At 51.6% G+C, this 15,051-nt stretch carries 18 protein-coding genes; 17 read left to right on the plus strand and 1 reads right to left on the minus strand.

Annotation, left to right across the window (positions count from 1 at the left end; all coding sequences use genetic code 11):
* The 16 genes from I2G61_RS16505 to I2G61_RS11075 all read left to right on the plus strand — a co-directional run.
* A partial coding sequence (locus I2G61_RS16505; protein ID WP_229100746.1) for a hypothetical protein occupies positions 1-198 on the plus strand: 198 nt, incomplete at its 5' end.
* Positions 199-279: 81 nt separating this feature from the next.
* On the plus strand, positions 280-1,266 hold the full coding sequence (locus I2G61_RS11005) for a Gfo/Idh/MocA family protein (RefSeq protein WP_072682789.1): 987 nt from the start codon (positions 280-282) through the stop codon (positions 1,264-1,266).
* A 289-nt stretch (positions 1,267-1,555) separates the two neighbouring features.
* A complete protein-coding gene (locus I2G61_RS11010) occupies positions 1,556-2,212 on the plus strand; it encodes a 5-bromo-4-chloroindolyl phosphate hydrolysis family protein (protein WP_195397352.1) in 657 nt (218 codons plus the stop codon).
* Entirely contained in the window at positions 2,209-2,760 is a 552-nt protein-coding gene (locus I2G61_RS11015) for a hypothetical protein (protein WP_195397353.1), read from the plus strand. The genes I2G61_RS11010 and I2G61_RS11015 overlap by 4 nt, the downstream gene beginning before the upstream one ends.
* 3 nt (positions 2,761-2,763) lie before the next feature.
* Complete coding sequence (locus I2G61_RS11020) at positions 2,764-3,684, plus strand: YgcG family protein (RefSeq protein ID WP_195397354.1); 921 nt, start codon at positions 2,764-2,766, stop codon at positions 3,682-3,684.
* Positions 3,685-4,059: 375 nt separating this feature from the next.
* Complete coding sequence (locus tag I2G61_RS11025; protein ID WP_072684576.1) at positions 4,060-5,010, plus strand: L-lactate dehydrogenase; 951 nt, start codon at positions 4,060-4,062, stop codon at positions 5,008-5,010.
* A gap of 175 nt (positions 5,011-5,185) precedes the next feature.
* Positions 5,186-6,334, plus strand: a complete 1,149-nt coding sequence (gene hflX, locus I2G61_RS11030; protein WP_072684577.1) for a GTPase HflX — start codon at positions 5,186-5,188, stop codon at positions 6,332-6,334.
* Positions 6,335-6,337: 3 nt separating this feature from the next.
* Positions 6,338-7,399, plus strand: a complete 1,062-nt coding sequence (locus I2G61_RS11035) for a serine hydrolase (RefSeq protein WP_072684578.1) — start codon at positions 6,338-6,340, stop codon at positions 7,397-7,399.
* A gap of 75 nt (positions 7,400-7,474) precedes the next feature.
* Complete coding sequence (locus I2G61_RS11040) at positions 7,475-7,960, plus strand: hypothetical protein (protein ID WP_072684579.1); 486 nt, start codon at positions 7,475-7,477, stop codon at positions 7,958-7,960.
* Positions 7,957-8,328, plus strand: a complete 372-nt coding sequence (locus I2G61_RS11045; RefSeq protein ID WP_072684580.1) for a VOC family protein — start codon at positions 7,957-7,959, stop codon at positions 8,326-8,328. The genes I2G61_RS11040 and I2G61_RS11045 overlap by 4 nt, the downstream gene beginning before the upstream one ends.
* Before the next feature lie 356 nt (positions 8,329-8,684).
* Entirely contained in the window at positions 8,685-9,035 is a 351-nt protein-coding gene (locus I2G61_RS11050) for a helix-turn-helix transcriptional regulator (protein ID WP_039865401.1), read from the plus strand.
* The gene (locus I2G61_RS11055; RefSeq protein WP_072684582.1) at positions 9,035-9,598 is read left to right on the plus strand and encodes a 3'-5' exonuclease; all 564 of its coding nucleotides are present in this window, start codon (positions 9,035-9,037) and stop codon (positions 9,596-9,598) included. Before I2G61_RS11050 ends, I2G61_RS11055 begins: the two co-directional genes overlap by 1 nt.
* 82 nt (positions 9,599-9,680) lie before the next feature.
* Positions 9,681-10,880, plus strand: coding sequence for a helix-turn-helix domain-containing protein (locus tag I2G61_RS11060; RefSeq protein WP_195548268.1), 1,200 nt, complete (start codon positions 9,681-9,683; stop codon positions 10,878-10,880).
* 77 nt (positions 10,881-10,957) lie between these two features.
* Entirely contained in the window at positions 10,958-11,773 is an 816-nt protein-coding gene (locus I2G61_RS11065) for an HAD hydrolase family protein (RefSeq protein ID WP_195548269.1), read from the plus strand.
* 185 nt (positions 11,774-11,958) lie between these two features.
* The gene (locus I2G61_RS11070) at positions 11,959-12,981 is read left to right on the plus strand and encodes an alpha-hydroxy-acid oxidizing protein (protein WP_195548270.1); all 1,023 of its coding nucleotides are present in this window, start codon (positions 11,959-11,961) and stop codon (positions 12,979-12,981) included.
* A 126-nt stretch (positions 12,982-13,107) separates the two neighbouring features.
* Complete coding sequence (locus tag I2G61_RS11075) at positions 13,108-13,500, plus strand: Inorganic pyrophosphatase (protein ID WP_072684586.1); 393 nt, start codon at positions 13,108-13,110, stop codon at positions 13,498-13,500.
* A 124-nt stretch (positions 13,501-13,624) separates the two neighbouring features.
* On the opposite strand, the gene I2G61_RS11080 is transcribed toward I2G61_RS11075, so the two are convergent.
* Complete coding sequence (locus I2G61_RS11080; RefSeq protein WP_195548271.1) at positions 13,625-14,194, minus strand: hypothetical protein; 570 nt, start codon at positions 14,192-14,194, stop codon at positions 13,625-13,627.
* 310 nt (positions 14,195-14,504) lie between these two features.
* Here I2G61_RS11080 and I2G61_RS11085 point away from each other — a divergent pair, with 310 nt between their 5' ends.
* Positions 14,505-15,050 carry a DUF4358 domain-containing protein gene (locus I2G61_RS11085; RefSeq protein WP_072684588.1) on the plus strand — a complete coding sequence of 182 codons (546 nt, stop codon included), beginning with the start codon at positions 14,505-14,507 and terminating at the stop codon, positions 15,048-15,050.
* Position 15,051 lies beyond the last annotated feature (1 nt).

Genomic DNA, 15,051 nt, shown 5'->3' on the forward strand with positions numbered 1-15,051 from the left:
CGCGGCGAGAATAGCTATGCCTGCCATAGTGAACGTAGCTCGTTGCCAGGTTCTCTGGTTCCCTTTCTCAGGGAGCCTTTTTTTGTTTCTCGCTGGATTGATCCGGAAGGGGGGAAGGAAGCAGTTTGTTTCGTTGAGGAAATCCGGAAGCGCTGGAATGGATTTCTATGCATATTGAATCAAGGATTCATAAAATAAAAAAATTCTGTGTTCTTTTATTCTGCTTGAACAAGACAAAGCCAGCCTGTTCTGTTACAATAGGAACAGAGGTGATAACGTATGAAAATGGGAACGATTGGCACAGGAATGATAACGGAGTGGTTAAATACCGCATTTCAGGACAATGGTTTGGAATGCACTGCGGTTTACTCCCGCAAAGAAGAAACAGGAAGACGTTTAGCTGACAAATACAACATGCCGAAGGTCTATACGGATCTGGATGCGATGCTTCATGATGAAGAACTTGACTGTATCTATATTGCTTCACCCAACAGTCTGCATTATCCGCAGGCAATGCGTGCTCTGGAAGCAGGGAAAAACGTAATTTTGGAGAAACCGTTTGTTTCTACGATTGAAGAATGCCGGACCTTGATCGACACGGCGAAGAAACATCATCGCTTCTTATTTGAGGCCATTACGGTTCCCTATAATCCGAATTATCAGAAGATTAAGGAACGCATCGGTGATTTAGGATCGCTGAAGATGGTTCAGTGCAATTTTTCGCAGTATTCAAGCAAATATGACAAATTCAAGAATAATGAAAATCCGAATGTTTTCAATCCGCAGTTCTCCGGCGGGGCGCTGATGGATATCAATATTTACAACGCCCACTTCATTATCGGCTTGTTCGGCGCTCCGAAAGCGCTGCGCTATGTTCCGAATATTGCGGCCAACGGTATTGATACCTCAGGCATTCTCGTCTTTGACTATGACGGCTTCCTTGCCTGCGGCATTGGCTGCAAGGATTCTGCCAGCGAAAATATCTGCCAGCTGCAGGGCGACAATGGATATATCGTCGTTCACAGCGCCTCTTCCATTTGCGCCAAAGCGGAAGTCTGGCTGAAAGGGGCGAAGGAACCGGAAATTATTGACTTGAACGAAGGTCACGGCGGCCATTACTTTGAAGTGAAGAATTTCAAACAGATGATGGAAAACGAGGATTATGACGGCTGTTATCGAATGCTGGAATATTCCTGTCAGGTTATGGAACTGGTTCACAAAGCTCGCTTAGAAGCCGGCGTCCGTTTCGCTGCCGATCAGAAATAAAGTTGCATTCATCCCTGGCAACAGGGATTTTTTGTTTGGCGGACGTACAAAAAAGCTTTGTTTTCAGATGTCCTTCTGCTTTCTGTGGAAAAACAGGTCGGAATACGATACAATAGAAGCCAGATGTGAGCCAGAAGGGATTCCTTCTCTTTTTAAGCCGGACTTGAAATGGATGGAGGCTTCGGTTCAGGAATAGAATAAACAAACGGGCTGTATTTTCAGTCTGCCGCATGCCCGTTTCATTCAGAAAGCATAAAGCAAATGAGGGAAATCCTATGGGAGGTATAAGATGACTGGAAGAACAAAAATAATCCGGAAACCATCGCCCTGGCCGATCTTGATCGGAGCTTTGGGGTGGGTGATCGTCTGTCTGATTCTGCCGATGATCCAGCTATGGCATTATCTGATCGCGCTGGTAGCTGGCGGCGGCGCCTATTTTATCGCCCGAAAACGAATTCCGGATCAGGAAATTGAGGTGGCAATTCCGTTGACGCCGTTAGAACAGCAGCAGCTTCAGCAGCTGGAAGCCGCGCGGGCAGCGCTAACCGGTCTGCAGCAGGCATCCGCGAAGATCGACGATCCGGCAATGACGCAGGATCTGCATAAAATTGATTCTGTCTGCCGTCAGATTGTAGACGAAATGGAACAGCAGCAGCGATTTAATGATCAGGCCCGGCGGCTTGTAGATTATTATCTGCCCATGCTGACGAAACTGCTTCTGAACTATGACGAACTGGAAGCAGATCCGCTGCAGACGCAGAACATCCAGCATTCCCGCGAGAATATTAAAAAAACGGTAAAGCTCTGTGCAGAAGCCTTTGTTAAACAATGGGATGATCTACATGAGCATCAGTCGATGGAAATTCAGGCTGACAGCGACGTTCTGGAAACGCTGTTGGTTAAACAGGGACTTGTATCTCCGGGCGCGAAGGAGGGCAGACGATGAAAATGAATCAGAAAACCGCGCTGCTTCTGGCAATTCTGCTGGTGATCGGCAGCGCCTGGGGGAAAGCACGGCTGACGTTTTGCTCCATGCAGAAGCAGCTGGACGTCATCTATACGGAAGGGATTGATCGTGACGGACAATCTATTGCCCAGGACGTTAAGGAAAAACAGAAGACCGCGCAAAATTGCGTCACGGTAGCCCGCCGATATGATTCCGCAATCAAGGCTTCCCTGATCAGCGCCGTGGAAAGCGCTGCCGACGGGTTGGATCAGACCGGGTCGATGAGCGAGTGTCAGCGGTGGGAGAAAAAACTCGACACGGCGTTTACGGCGCTGACCCGCGCGCTTTTACAAGCGCCGCTTACGGAGAAGGATGAGCAGTACGTCATTGGATTTATGGCGGATTATCTGGCCAGTCAGGATCGGATTGAACGAGATCCTTATCATGAAAAAGCGGCGGCCATGCAACAGAATACATCCGGCTGGTTTCCGTCGCTCTTACAGAAATTGACGGCCAGCTCTCTGGATATTTATCAAATTGGAGGATAGTGTATGAAAAAGCTCGCACAGGGACTGATCGCCTTTCTGGCAATGATCGCGGTGAGCGTCTGGACCGTCAGCGCCTTTACTGTACCGCAGCCGTTGGAAAACTTCTATGTTGCTGACTATGCCAATGTGATCAACAGTCAGGATGCGGAGGCAATCCGCACCATGAATAAAAACCTCGAAGCCCGAAATGGATCGCAGATCGTTGTCGCAACGTTTGATTTTCTGGATGGCGAGGCGATCGACGATGTAGCGTATGACCTGTTTAATGGCTGGAAAATCGGCAGTGCTGACGATAACAACGGTGTGCTGCTGGTTTTGGCGATTGGGGAAGAAGATTATTACTGCCTGCAAGGCAAGGGGCTTGAGAAAACATTGCCGACTTCAGACATTCAGACAATTCTGGATTCCACGCTGGAGCCGGAATTTGCGGCCGGCAATTACAGCAGCGGTGCTTTGAAAACCGTGCAGGCGCTGGCGCAGCGGTTGGAAAAAACAGCGGGAACACCGGTATTGGATCCTTCACAATCCCAGGGCGGAGGCGGGAGCGCGCCGCATTCTGCGCAATCCGCGTTCAGCTTGTTTGCCATGATTCCGTCGATCTTTTTTATGATTTTCGTTTTTGTTATCGTCATTGTGGTTTTGTCCGTATTTACGCCGCGCCGCCGTCATTACTATGGCGGTCCGGTGTTCCGTCCGCGTCCGCGGCGTTACTATGGTCCGCGCCCGCGCCCGATGGATCCTTGGGGACCGGAACGCCGTCCGCGCGAACCGCGTCCGACGTATCGTTCCCATTCCTCAACCCGCAGTTCCTTCGGCGGGGGATCTGCTTCCCGGTCTTCCGGCGCTGGCCGCTCTTTCGGCGGGGGCATGAATCGCGGAGGCGGCGGAGCCAGCCGCGGAGGCGGAGCGGGACGCCGAAAGTAAAAGCAATCGCAGGGGTTTCACAATCGGTTTAACAGGTTTAAGGCAAAGGCAAGAATCAAACTGCTTCTGCCTTTTTCATTTTACGCCAAACCAAGACCGCTTCTGATCATCGCCGCGGTCTTTCTTTTCTCGATCCTGCTTTGACGTCATGGCCTTGATCAGGGGTGTTCGCGAACTGAGATGTCCCATGCCAAAGATCTGGATTTTCCGACAGCCGGCGCTTCTGATTGCCGTGAGCTGTTGGAAATCGTGAAGAAAATCGGGTTTCTAACCATTCTTTTGTATTTTCAGCGCATAGTCCTCCCTATTTTCGGCAATCCTGTTACAATAAAGATAGAGAAGGGCAGAAGACCCTGGAAAAGGAGCGGAATTCTTATGAAGGACAGAAAAATCGTCTTGGTCGGCACAGGCTTCGTCGGAATGAGCATGGCTTATTCATTTCTAACAACAGGCGGAATTGATGAACTTGTCCTGGTGGACGTCGATGAGGAAAAAGCGATTGGAGAAACCATGGATTTGCAGCACGGCTTACCTTATGCCCGCAATAAGCTGGTCATCAAAGCCGGCGGCTATGAAGAGTGCGCGGATGCGGAAATGGTCGTCATCACGGCCGGAACAGCCCAGAGGCCTGGCCAGACCCGTCTGGATATGACGGCGGTCAACACGAAAATCATGAAAAGCATTACAGAAAACATCATGGCTTCCGGCTTCAACGGAATTCTGTTAATCGCGTCCAACCCGGTCGATCTGATGACCTATGTCGCTCAGCAGGTTTCCGGCCTGCCGAAAAACCGCGTCATCGGCTCTGGAACCATTCTGGACACGGCCCGGCTGCGCTATTTAATGAGCGAATATCTGGGCATATCGACAAGCAACATCCACGCCTATATCATGGGCGAGCATGGGGATTCCAGTTTTGTGCCATGGACGCACGCCTACATCGGATGCAAAAATCTGCTGGAAATGCTCGATGAAAATCATCGCGACCTGCAGGATCTCAACGAGATCTATCATCAGGTTCAGCAGGCTGCCTACGAGATCATCAATCGTAAGAAATCCACCTATTACGGCATCGGCCTGTCTTTGAACCGGTTAGTCCGGGCAATTCTGGATGACGAGCACGTCATTCTGACCGTTTCCTGTTATCAGAATCAGGAATATGGCCAGGAAGGACTGTATATCGGCGTGCCGGCGATCATCACGCGTGCCGGCGTGGAAACGATCATCAAGCTGAAACTGAACGAAGTTGATCAGGGCAAATTCGACGCCAGCTGCGAAACGTTAAAAGAAATTATCAATTCGACGATTACGCCGATCCTGGGCTGATCAACGAAGCCGCAGCGCGGTGAATTCAGACAAGAAAAAGTCAGCTGCAAAAAGAAAATATGGGAGCTACTGGCCCATATTTCTTATTTTAACGGCATCGGCTTTGATATTTTAACAGGAAGGGCAGGGCTGTCAAAAGCACGACTTATCAATTCAAAACGAAGGGCGGGAGTACATGAAATCAGCGGTATTGGCAGGATTGAGAACTCGGGAAACGGATCAAAGCTGGGCGCAGAAACTGGATGAAGCGGCGCTGCTTTGTGAGGCTTGCGGGATTGAGGTCAAAGCGCGGCTGACGCAGAAAGCGCTGAAAGGACATCCGCGGACCTTGATCGGTTCGGGAAAAGCGGCGGAACTGAAGCAAAGCTGCGAAGCGCAGAGCGCGGAGGGCGCAGTGTTTGTCAACGAACTGACAGGGATTCAGACGCGGAATCTGGAACAGGAAATCGGCTTGCCGGTCATGGATCGCAGCGCGCTGATCCTGGAAATCTTTGCACGGCGTGCCCGCACGCGCCAGGCTCATCTGCAGGTGGAGGCAGCGCGGCTGGCCTATCAGCTGCCGCGCCTGATCGAAGGTCAGATCCATGCCGATCAGCAGCAGGGCGGGGGCGTCCGCAACCGCGGGGCTGGCGAAACCCGGCTGGAACGCTCACGCCGGACGATTGAAAAACAAATTCGGGATATCCGCGTGGAACTGGAGCAGCTGAAGCTTCAGCAAGCTGTCCAGAGCCGTCGGCGCCGTTTGAGCGGCTTGCCGCGGGTGTGTTTGATCGGTTATTCCAACGCCGGGAAATCTTCGCTGATGAATGCGCTGTTGTCCGTGCGGTCTGTGGCGCCGGCAAAGCAGGTCGCAGCCGTCGATCAGCTGTTTGCGACGCTGGATTCCGCGACCCGAAGGATTAAGCTGGCAGGCCGGGCAGAGATTTTGCTCAGTGATACCGTCGGTTTTGTCCGCGATCTGCCGGATTTTCTGCTTGATGCTTTTGAATCCACGCTGCAGGAAATTCAGGAAGCGGATCTCTTAATCGAAGTGATCGACGCTTCCGATCCGCAATGGGAGATTCAGCATGAAATTGTCACGCAGACGCTGCGCCGTCTGCATGCCCTGTCTATCGAACGGCTTACAGTTTACAACAAGGCGGATCAAATCCCGCAATGGGAACGGCAAGACGGCATTCTGTTGAGCTGTCTTACCGGTCAGGGTATGGATGCCTTGATCGGCGAACTGCTTGTCCGGCTGAATCTGAGCGCGTCGCTCAGCCCGGAAATAGGGGATGAATTTTCAGCGCAAGTAGGCTATAATGAGGACGAAAGAGGAGAGTAAACCATGGTGAATGAAAAAAAACTGGAAGCGTTAAAACAATATTTACAACAGTGCGTGGAAGAGGGCATCTTCCCGGGCTGCAACTGCGCCGTGATCACGAAGGATGACAAGTGGACATGCAGCGTCGGTTATAAACAATTAGTCCCGGAAAAAGAAGCGAATGGTCTGGACACGATCTACGATCTGGCGTCGATATCCAAGGTGCTCGTCACGACGACCTGCATTCTCAAGCTGATTGAGGAAGGCACGATCACTTTGAAAACCAAGATTGCAGACATCCTGCCGCAGTTCGGCCAGAAAGAGCTGACGATCAAGGACTGCATTACCCATAGTTCAGGCTTGCCGGCAGATATCAACGGCTATAAGCAGATGAAGGACGATGCGGAAATGATCGAAGCGGTGTGGAAGATGGAACTGGAATATCCAACCGGAACGCAGGTGAAATATTCCGACGTCAACTTCATTCTGCTGGGCTTAGTCATCGCCAAGCTGAAGGGCAGTCTGGACGGCTATGCGAAGCAGGTCATGTTTGATCCGCTGGAAATGAGCGAAACGGGTTACCGGCCGGACGCTTCCCTGCGTTCGCGCTGCTGTGCGGAAGAAGTGATGGAAAGCCGCGGCGGCGTAGTGCGGGGCGTCGTGCATGACGGCAAGGCGTTCAAGCTGGGCGGCGTCAGCGGCCATGCGGGCGTGTTCTCGACGCTGGAAGATATTTCGCATTATATCACTATGCTGCTCAACGACGGCGTTTACAAGGGAAAGCGGTTTTTCAGCAAACGCACGATAGAATTGCTTCAGAAATGCCAGACCGTGGGATTGAACGAAAAACGCTCAATCGGCTGGGTGCTCTCCGATCCGAATTATGCGTTGGGCGATTACGCCAGCGATGCCTGTCTGTATCACACCGGATTCTCCGGGCCCTCGATCATCGTCGATTTCAAATTGGGCATCGGCGTCGTGACGCTGACCAACCGTGTTCATCCGTCCCGTTCCAACACTAAAATCCTGACTGCCCGGAACAATATTCATAATCTGGCGCTGCAGGCGACCGACGACATTTTGTGATGTGATGTGAAAATCGCGCAGAGTTAAAAATTCACGGTATAATAAGGATGTTGGAAAAAGAAAGGAAGCTCTTCTGTGAAATCAAAGGTGCTGAAAATTCGCAATCTGCCGCAAGAGATGCAGGTGCTCAACGAAGTCAAGGTCAAACCGATCGGATCCCTGTTGGCGTTGATGCTGGTTTCCGGAGTTTTCATCATTTCCGGATCTTCCATCGCGATTGTGGGTGTCGTCCTGCTTGCGATTTCTTCGTATGCCCTGATCGTGATGCCGGACCGGATTTTAATGCAGTTTACCGATGAGTTTCTGGTTCTTTACAATCGGAAAAATCGTGATGAATGTATGTTGATTTATTGGGAAGAAATTCTGCTTTGGCAATATCAGAAACATAACAACGAAGATCAGCTGTGGCTGCAGCTGACCGACGGCCAGACGGAAACGATCGAATGCTTTAACCGCAATAAGATCGTACCGTATTTTAAAATCTATGCGAAAGGAAAAGAACGGCAGCTGAAGCCGGCGCGGCGCCGGCGCTCTGCTGTCAGTTCCCGGCAGAAAATATGAAATTTACGTTTAATCATTTTAACTTCAACGTGCTGAACATGCAGCGCTCGCTGGAATTTTACGAAAAGGCGCTCGGCCTGCACATCGCGCGCCGGCATACGGCGGCGGACGGCAGCTTCCAGCTGATCTATCTGGAGGATGACCTGGGGCATTTTCAGTTGGAATTGACGGAATTGAAAGACAGAAAAGAAAAATATGATTTGGGAGAAGGGGAGTTCCACCTCGCCTTCACAACGGATCACTTTGAAGAAGCCCATCGTGAACATCAGGAAATGGGCGTGATTTGCTTTGAAAATCCAGGCATGGGAATTTATTTTATTGAAGATCCGGATGGCTACTGGATCGAAATTGTACCGGCTAAAAGATAAACGTCTCTCTTTTAGCAACGTGGGGAAAACTCTGTTTCACGGGACGATTGAACCTCTGGAATAAAGATTGGACTTCGCCGTAAACCACAGAGAGAAAGACCGTTTTTTCGAAAGTCATCAGCGCCGTTAAGCGGATGATCGAAGAAAGCGGTCTTTTTTGTCCAGACAATTTAGAACGTTTAAAACGGCTTGAAATGCTAAAAGATTTTTGAAATTGCAAAGGATTAAAGAGGGGGAAACAGAAGAGCGGGAGGGCGCTGAACTTTTCTTTTCAGGCTGATCCGGAAGCGGAAACCGCCTGAGTTACCCGTAAGTAAGCGGAATGTGATATAATAATTCCAATGGTGGTGAAGCGCATGGAGAAGGAAGAACTGCAGGAAAAAATCGTCCATCCCGAAATCGTCGCGGAAGTGGAGAAAAAAATGCTCAGCGAAAGTGAATTTGAGGATCTGGCTTTATTGTTCAAAATGTTTGCCGATCCGACCCGTTTAAAAGTACTGAAAGCCTTGTTTGAACGGGAAATGTGCGTGGGCGATCTGGCGGTGCTGCTCAAGATGACGCATTCCGCAGTGTCGCATCAGCTGGCTTCGCTGAAGAAAACGCGGTTGGTCCGCAGCCGCAAGGATGGCAAAGTGGTGTACTACTCGCTGGATGACGATCACATAGAAGAAATATTCCAGAAAGCTCTGGATCACGTTCGCGAATAATGAAGTGGGCAGCGATTGACTTCGAAACCGCGAATCCCTCGTCGATGAGCGCCTGCGCTGTGGGACTGACGGTGTTCGATGAGGGGGAGATGGTGTTCAGCGGGAGCTGGCTGATCCGGCCGCATCCTTACTACGACGAGTTCTATCCTTCATTTATTGAGATTCATGGCATCACACCTGATCAGGTGGCGGACGCTCCCTTTTTTCCTAAGGTTTATGAGCAGCTGAAACCGTGGCTGGACGGCGGCGTGTTGTGCGCGCATAATGCCGGTTTTGATATGAAGGTGCTGGCCAGCTGCTGTTCGCTGTACCGGCTGGAGCTGCCGGATGCACCGTATTTCTGTACGGTGAAGTTAAGCCGTAAGGTTTATCCCTATCTGAAACATCACCGGCTCAACGACGTCTGCGATTATATGGGAATTCAGCTTGATCACCACGACGCCGGCAGCGACGCCCGCGGCTGTGCGCTGATCGTTGCGAATACGATGAATCTGATGCAGATCTATGAGCCGCTAAAGCTGGCCGAGGCATGTCAGATTCCAGTTGCTAAAATTCTCGATTAGTCTGTCTGAGCCTGGGGACAGACTTTTTTCATTGACCGCCGGATCTGTTGCCGCAGGAATTTTAGAGAAAGGTGAAAAATAAATGGATTATCCAAAACAAGCGCTGGGCTTTATGCTCAGACAAAACCGGCTTGACCAGAATCTGTCGCTGCGTTCCCTCGCTGAGCGGACAGGAATTTCGGCCATGTATTTAAGCGATGTGGAAAACGGCGTGCAGCGGCCGGCAGAGTACACGCTGCGCAAGTTGTTCAGTGAATTGGCACTGCCCTATGATCCGGCATTGGTCTGGCTTCCGGATTTCAGTCTGGCGCCGCTTTATCAGGCGATTCTGGATTACCGAATGGACCGGCGCGACGTGGTCTTTGAAGATTTATGCAGGAAGCGCGATACTTTATCAGCCAGCTGTCATTATGCCCAGCTGCTGTTGGCGGAATGGATCGTCCGGATCAGCCGGGGTGAAAACCGGACTGAGGAAGTCTTTGCCTTGCGGGAGGTGCTGGAAAAGGCCGGTTCAGCTCTGACGCTTCAGGATCAACAATGGTATCGGCTTTACCGCGGCATTCATCATAAAGCCCTGGATGAGGTGGAAGCCGCGCAGTCGTGGTTGATCCGCGCTGAAGCTCTGGGGCAGGATGAAGGCGCGCAGGCGTTGATCCGCTACCATGAAGCCGACTGTCTGATGCGTCTGCAGCGGCCGCAAAGCGCGCTGTTGATGAATCAGCGGGCGCTGGATCAGTTTTCGCGCAATGGCTATTTTGTCCGGGCAATCCATACCCGAATTCATCAGGCCGATCTGTTTTTAAATGATGAACCGGAGACTGCGCAGACGTTGGCGCTGCGGGTTCGTCAGGAAGCCGAGCGATTTCAATGCCCGGAAGTTCAGCTGATGGCTGAGGAACGCCTCGCCCTGGCAGCTTTGCTTCTGGATCAGCCGGAAGCAGCGCTGGCGCATGCCCAGGCTTGTGCGGCGGTGATTCATCGGCCGCCGTTATTGATTGCCGGCGCGGTGGCCGCCTGGCTTTGTCATCAACAGGAAGCGTGTCTGTTCTTTTTAAGACGGATGAAGGAAGAAGTTGAGCGCAAGCATCAATCAGACGCTACGCTGCGCTGGCTCATGGCGTTGATCAATGAGGACGCAAAGCAGCTTGTGGAGCTCAGCTTACAGCCTGATCCGCTGGCCGGAGTGCTGCAGAAAAAACTGGTGCAGCTGCGGTTTCAGGCATTGGTCAGATTGCAAAAGCACGATCTGGCCTGTCAGCTGATTCAGCAAGCGCGTCTGTAAGCTGACGCTGCCGGCTGGCTTTCCTTCCGGAACTTTGAAATAATGAACGCAGACGAATGGTCAGGGAGGGATACAGAATGATTCGATGCGTCATGCTTGATCTGGACGGGACGCTGCTGCGGAAGCAGGGCCAGAAAACCGCAGGGATCAGTGAGGAAAATGAGCTTGCTTTACAGCGCTGGCAGGATGCCGGCGGCTTGGCGGGGATTGCGACCTCGCGTTCGGCCGGGTATATTCAAAATTACAGTTTACGAAGATGGGCCGCTGTCGTTGGCTGGAATGGAGCGGTAATCGAGGTGGGAAACAGCCGCCGGCTGCATCTTTTACCAAAGCAGGATGAAAGTCAGCTGTGGAAAATTTCAGGGGGTGACCAACGGGAAAATCGGGTGGCCATGGTCACGCCGGACAACGACTGGCTCGTTTACGATGAACAGTTGCCGCTGGTTCGCGAATATTGCGCAAATCCACGGGGCTGGATTCAGGATCATCGTCGAGTTCGTTTATGGGATCCGCAGCGCCCTGATGCAAAGCTTGCCATGATTCTGGCGGTGTATCCTGATGCATTGGCGGCCCAGGCTGTGCGACTGCGGGTGTTGGCGGTGAACCGGGGGCTTAACGTCATTGAAACCAGTGCCCGCACCTTGATGATGGTCAGCGCGGGCGTGGATAAAGCCCGGGGAATTCTGGAGGCTTGCGGGGAATTGGGCTTACGGCGGGAAGAAGTGGCGGTGATCGGTGATGACCGCAACGATCTGCCGTGTTTCCAGACCTTTCCTTACAGCTTCTGTATGGCTGGGGCGGAACGTGAAATCCGCAAACAGGCCCGCTGGACCGTGGAATCGGCAGCGGAAGCGCTGGCGGTGATCCGGATGGAGAACCAGCGCCGCCTCTGAGTCTGGCTTGCAGGCGGCGGAAGGAATCGTTCCGCGTTATTGCCATTATGCTCCCTTTGTTTTTGACTCTGTATTCTGTAAGCGGTACAGGACATTGCCGCTGCAGGCGCGAATTCTGTCAAATATCGCTTGTCTTCATCCCGCTGGACTCTTATAATGAAGAACAGGGAAAGGGGTTGGCAGAAATGACCTTAGAAGAAATCATTCAGGAAGCAAAGAAAAAATCGCCGAAGTGCCGGGTTTGTCCGGTGTGCAACGGCCTGGCCTGCAAGGGGGAAATCCCGGGCCTGGGTGGGAAAGGCAGCGGAAGCACGTTTATCCGCAATGTGGAAAAGTTAAAATCCGTACGGATTCAGATGGACGTGTTAGTGGAAAACAAAGAAATTGACACGACGTCAACGTTGTTCGGTCATACCGTGGCGCTGCCGGTGTATTGCGCTCCGGTGGCCGGAATTAAGAATAACTATGGCGCTGAGATGACGGAGGAAGAATACAACAAAGCGACGGTCGAAGGGTGTCTGGAAGCGGGAACGCTGGCCTTTACGGGCGATGGCATCGACATCGACAATCTGTTCGCCAAGCCGCTGCAGGCGGTGCTGGATCACGACGGCATGGGCATCCCGACGATCAAGCCGTGGTGCGAGGAAGGCGTGCAGGCGCGGATCGAGCGGTTCAAGGGACATCAGGTCTTCGCGTTAGCGACCGATGTCGACGCGGCCGGTTTGGTACTGCTGCGCAAAGGAACGACGCCGGTGGTCAACAAGAGCGTGGCGGACTTGAAGAAAATGAAGGAAATGGCGGGCGGCATTCCGCTGATCGTCAAGGGCGTGCTGACTGTGGAAGGGGCGCGCAAGTGTGTCGAAGCCGGAGCGGATGCGATCGTTGTCAGCAATCACGGCGGACGGGTGCTGGACGACGCGTTAGCGACGATTGAAGTCCTGCCGGAAATTGCGGCTGCGGTTAAGGGTCAGATCACGATTCTGGTCGACGGCGGTTTCCGGACGGGATTGGATGTGTTTAAAGCGCTGGCCCTGGGGGCAGACGGCGTGCTGATCGGCCGGCCGCTGGCCTTGGCCGCCGTTGGCGGTGATAAAGAGGGCGTACGCTTAACGTTGGAGAAGATCCGCAGCGAGCTGCGCGAAACGATGATCATGTCGGGATGCAGCACGATTGCCGAGATTACCCGCAGTCATGTCCATGTTGATTAAGAAAACCCATTAAATAATTTTCATAAAAGGCTGTAAAAAAGCCTCAAACTGACTTGTAAAGAATGATTAATGATTTACAAGTCTTTTCATTTTCGATATAATACTAAAGAGATAGGAGATTTATCAATGGACAATTATGAAAACAATGCGTTCTTTTGGCAGAAGATAGATACTCTCGTATTTTCCAGTAAATTCGTTTTAAGTCGGAAAAAAGGAGAACAGCATCCGGAATATAAGAATTTGATCTATCCGGTGGACTACGGTCATTACGTCGATCTGGCGGCCGAATCGAACGAAGGGGGAATTGCAGTGTACCGCGGCAGCGAAAAATCCTCCATGGTTAAAACCGCGGTCGTGGCTGCGGATATCCTGCAGAAGGAAATTGAGGTAAAGCTGTTGGTCGGCTGCACAAAAGCGGAAGAAGATCTGATCCTGCGGTTTCTGAATCAGACGGATTTCCAGAAAACGATTCTGATTCGCCGCGGCAACGAAATCCCGGAATGGGGCTTAACTGATTAATGAATGAAAAGAGGACAGCGGTCGCTGTTTTTCTTTTTGCCCTAAAAAGGAAATCAAAAAACGCCCGGAAGCAGACGCGAAAGAAACAAAGTGAAGCAGAATGCCGGCGGATTGGCTAAAGGAACTAACCGCCGACAGGAAACCGGGTTGCGGGTGAATAAGGATAATCCGCCGATGAACCGCGGATATCAGCCAGCTTGTCCATGAAAACGCTGACGTCCTGACTGCTGGCATAATAAACTGATTCTTTGAAGTTTAACGTCTGATCTTTGATCGAGAATTTATAGATGATCAAAAGCGGCTGATGCTTGTATGTTTTCCCGGCTTCGCACAGTCGGTAGAGCTGTTGACCATTGAAGAGAATGACGCCTTCCGGATCCAGACTCGTTGGGACATAAAGGCCCGCGCTCTGATTGAAATCATCCGTCTGCACCGGTCGGAGCTGGCGCAGGAAAGTCAGAATCTCAGCGGTTTCCTCATCCGTGGGCTGCCAGACAAGATGTAAAAAATCGTCGGGATATTCCTGCTGCAGGGCGTTGTTTTTGATTCCTGCGGTATAGCCGGTGAAATCATGCCTGGCAACATTTTCGCGAGTATAAGGCACAAAGGTCCAGGATAACAGAAAGACCAGAAACAGGGATAACGCAAGGAACGGCAGCGTTTTCCCGACAGCTTTTTGTATTCGTTTTTTCATCTTCATCCCACCCTGTATTCAGTTTATCATTTTTCAGCACGCTAAAATAGCCTGCGGCGTCAGATTTCATCGCTGTGGAAAAGGGAAGGCCAGGATGGGGATGCTTTTCGGTCTGATCGCAAGAGGGCTGGTGAAAAAAGGGAAGGGGAAGAAATGAAAAGCAATGAAACGAAAGGGGTTAGGAAAAAGTCAAGAAATCGAAAGAAACAGGGGATAGTTTTTTAAACGGGCTTTTGATATAATTCTCATACGATCCGGGGTATACCTGCGATCAACAAGGGGCATGCTAATGCCACGGAGGGATTTGAAAATGAAAAAATTAATCATAGCTTGTGTAGCCGTCGGCTGTTTGATGCTGACGGGATGTTCGAAAAAGAATCCGCAGCCGTCGCCAACGCCGAGCGCGACGCCGTCGGCTGAACCGACGATGACGCCAAGTGCTTCGCCGGAAACCGCGGAAGGGTTAAAAGGCATTATGGAAGCGATTCGCCGCAACGACGAATATCAGCTGCCGATGTCGATGGACGTCGATGATACGGTCTTAGTCGATATGTATGGCTTGTCGAGCGATCTGGTCAAGGATTACGCGATTTTCATGCCGGCGATGAACGTGCATGCGACGGAAATCATTCTGGTCGAGGCGCAGGACGGCAAGCTGGACGAAGTCAGGAAAGCGCTGGACAAACGAATGGAAACTGTGGAACAAACCTGGTCGACCTATCTTCCGGAACAGTATGAGCTGGTTAAAAACCGCAAGACGCTGGAGGAAGGCAACGTGATCGCGATCGTCATCGCCGATCAGGCCGACGCGATTCTGCAGGAGATTTCCGACAGCCTGAACGCGGCCGCGCAGTAAC

It is taken from the genome of Holdemania sp. 1001095H_141210_F2, assembly GCF_015558105.1.
Lineage (GTDB): Bacteria > Bacillota_I > Bacilli_A > Erysipelotrichales > Erysipelotrichaceae > Holdemania.

Excerpts from the sequence above, each read along its gene's own strand:
- I2G61_RS11085 (WP_072684588.1), top strand. The coding sequence starts at position 14,505 with ATGAAAAAATTAATCATAGCTTGTGTAGCCGTCGGCTGTTTGATGCTG.
- I2G61_RS11065 (WP_195548269.1), top strand. The coding sequence starts at position 10,958 with ATGATTCGATGCGTCATGCTTGATCTGGACGGGACGCTGCTGCGGAAG.
- hflX (WP_072684577.1), top strand. The coding sequence starts at position 5,186 with ATGAAATCAGCGGTATTGGCAGGATTGAGAACTCGGGAAACGGATCAA.
- I2G61_RS11075 (WP_072684586.1), top strand. The coding sequence starts at position 13,108 with ATGGACAATTATGAAAACAATGCGTTCTTTTGGCAGAAGATAGATACT.
- I2G61_RS11010 (WP_195397352.1), top strand. The coding sequence starts at position 1,556 with ATGACTGGAAGAACAAAAATAATCCGGAAACCATCGCCCTGGCCGATC.
- I2G61_RS11035 (WP_072684578.1), top strand. The coding sequence starts at position 6,338 with ATGGTGAATGAAAAAAAACTGGAAGCGTTAAAACAATATTTACAACAG.
- I2G61_RS11045 (WP_072684580.1), top strand. The coding sequence starts at position 7,957 with ATGAAATTTACGTTTAATCATTTTAACTTCAACGTGCTGAACATGCAG.
- I2G61_RS11050 (WP_039865401.1), top strand. The coding sequence starts at position 8,685 with ATGGAGAAGGAAGAACTGCAGGAAAAAATCGTCCATCCCGAAATCGTC.
- I2G61_RS11055 (WP_072684582.1), top strand. The coding sequence starts at position 9,035 with ATGAAGTGGGCAGCGATTGACTTCGAAACCGCGAATCCCTCGTCGATG.
- I2G61_RS11070 (WP_195548270.1), top strand. The coding sequence starts at position 11,959 with ATGACCTTAGAAGAAATCATTCAGGAAGCAAAGAAAAAATCGCCGAAG.
- I2G61_RS11060 (WP_195548268.1), top strand. The coding sequence starts at position 9,681 with ATGGATTATCCAAAACAAGCGCTGGGCTTTATGCTCAGACAAAACCGG.
- I2G61_RS11025 (WP_072684576.1), top strand. The coding sequence starts at position 4,060 with ATGAAGGACAGAAAAATCGTCTTGGTCGGCACAGGCTTCGTCGGAATG.
- I2G61_RS11020 (WP_195397354.1), top strand. The coding sequence starts at position 2,764 with ATGAAAAAGCTCGCACAGGGACTGATCGCCTTTCTGGCAATGATCGCG.
- I2G61_RS11015 (WP_195397353.1), top strand. The coding sequence starts at position 2,209 with ATGAAAATGAATCAGAAAACCGCGCTGCTTCTGGCAATTCTGCTGGTG.
- I2G61_RS11080 (WP_195548271.1), bottom strand. The coding sequence starts at position 14,194 with ATGAAAAAACGAATACAAAAAGCTGTCGGGAAAACGCTGCCGTTCCTT.
- I2G61_RS11005 (WP_072682789.1), top strand. The coding sequence starts at position 280 with ATGAAAATGGGAACGATTGGCACAGGAATGATAACGGAGTGGTTAAAT.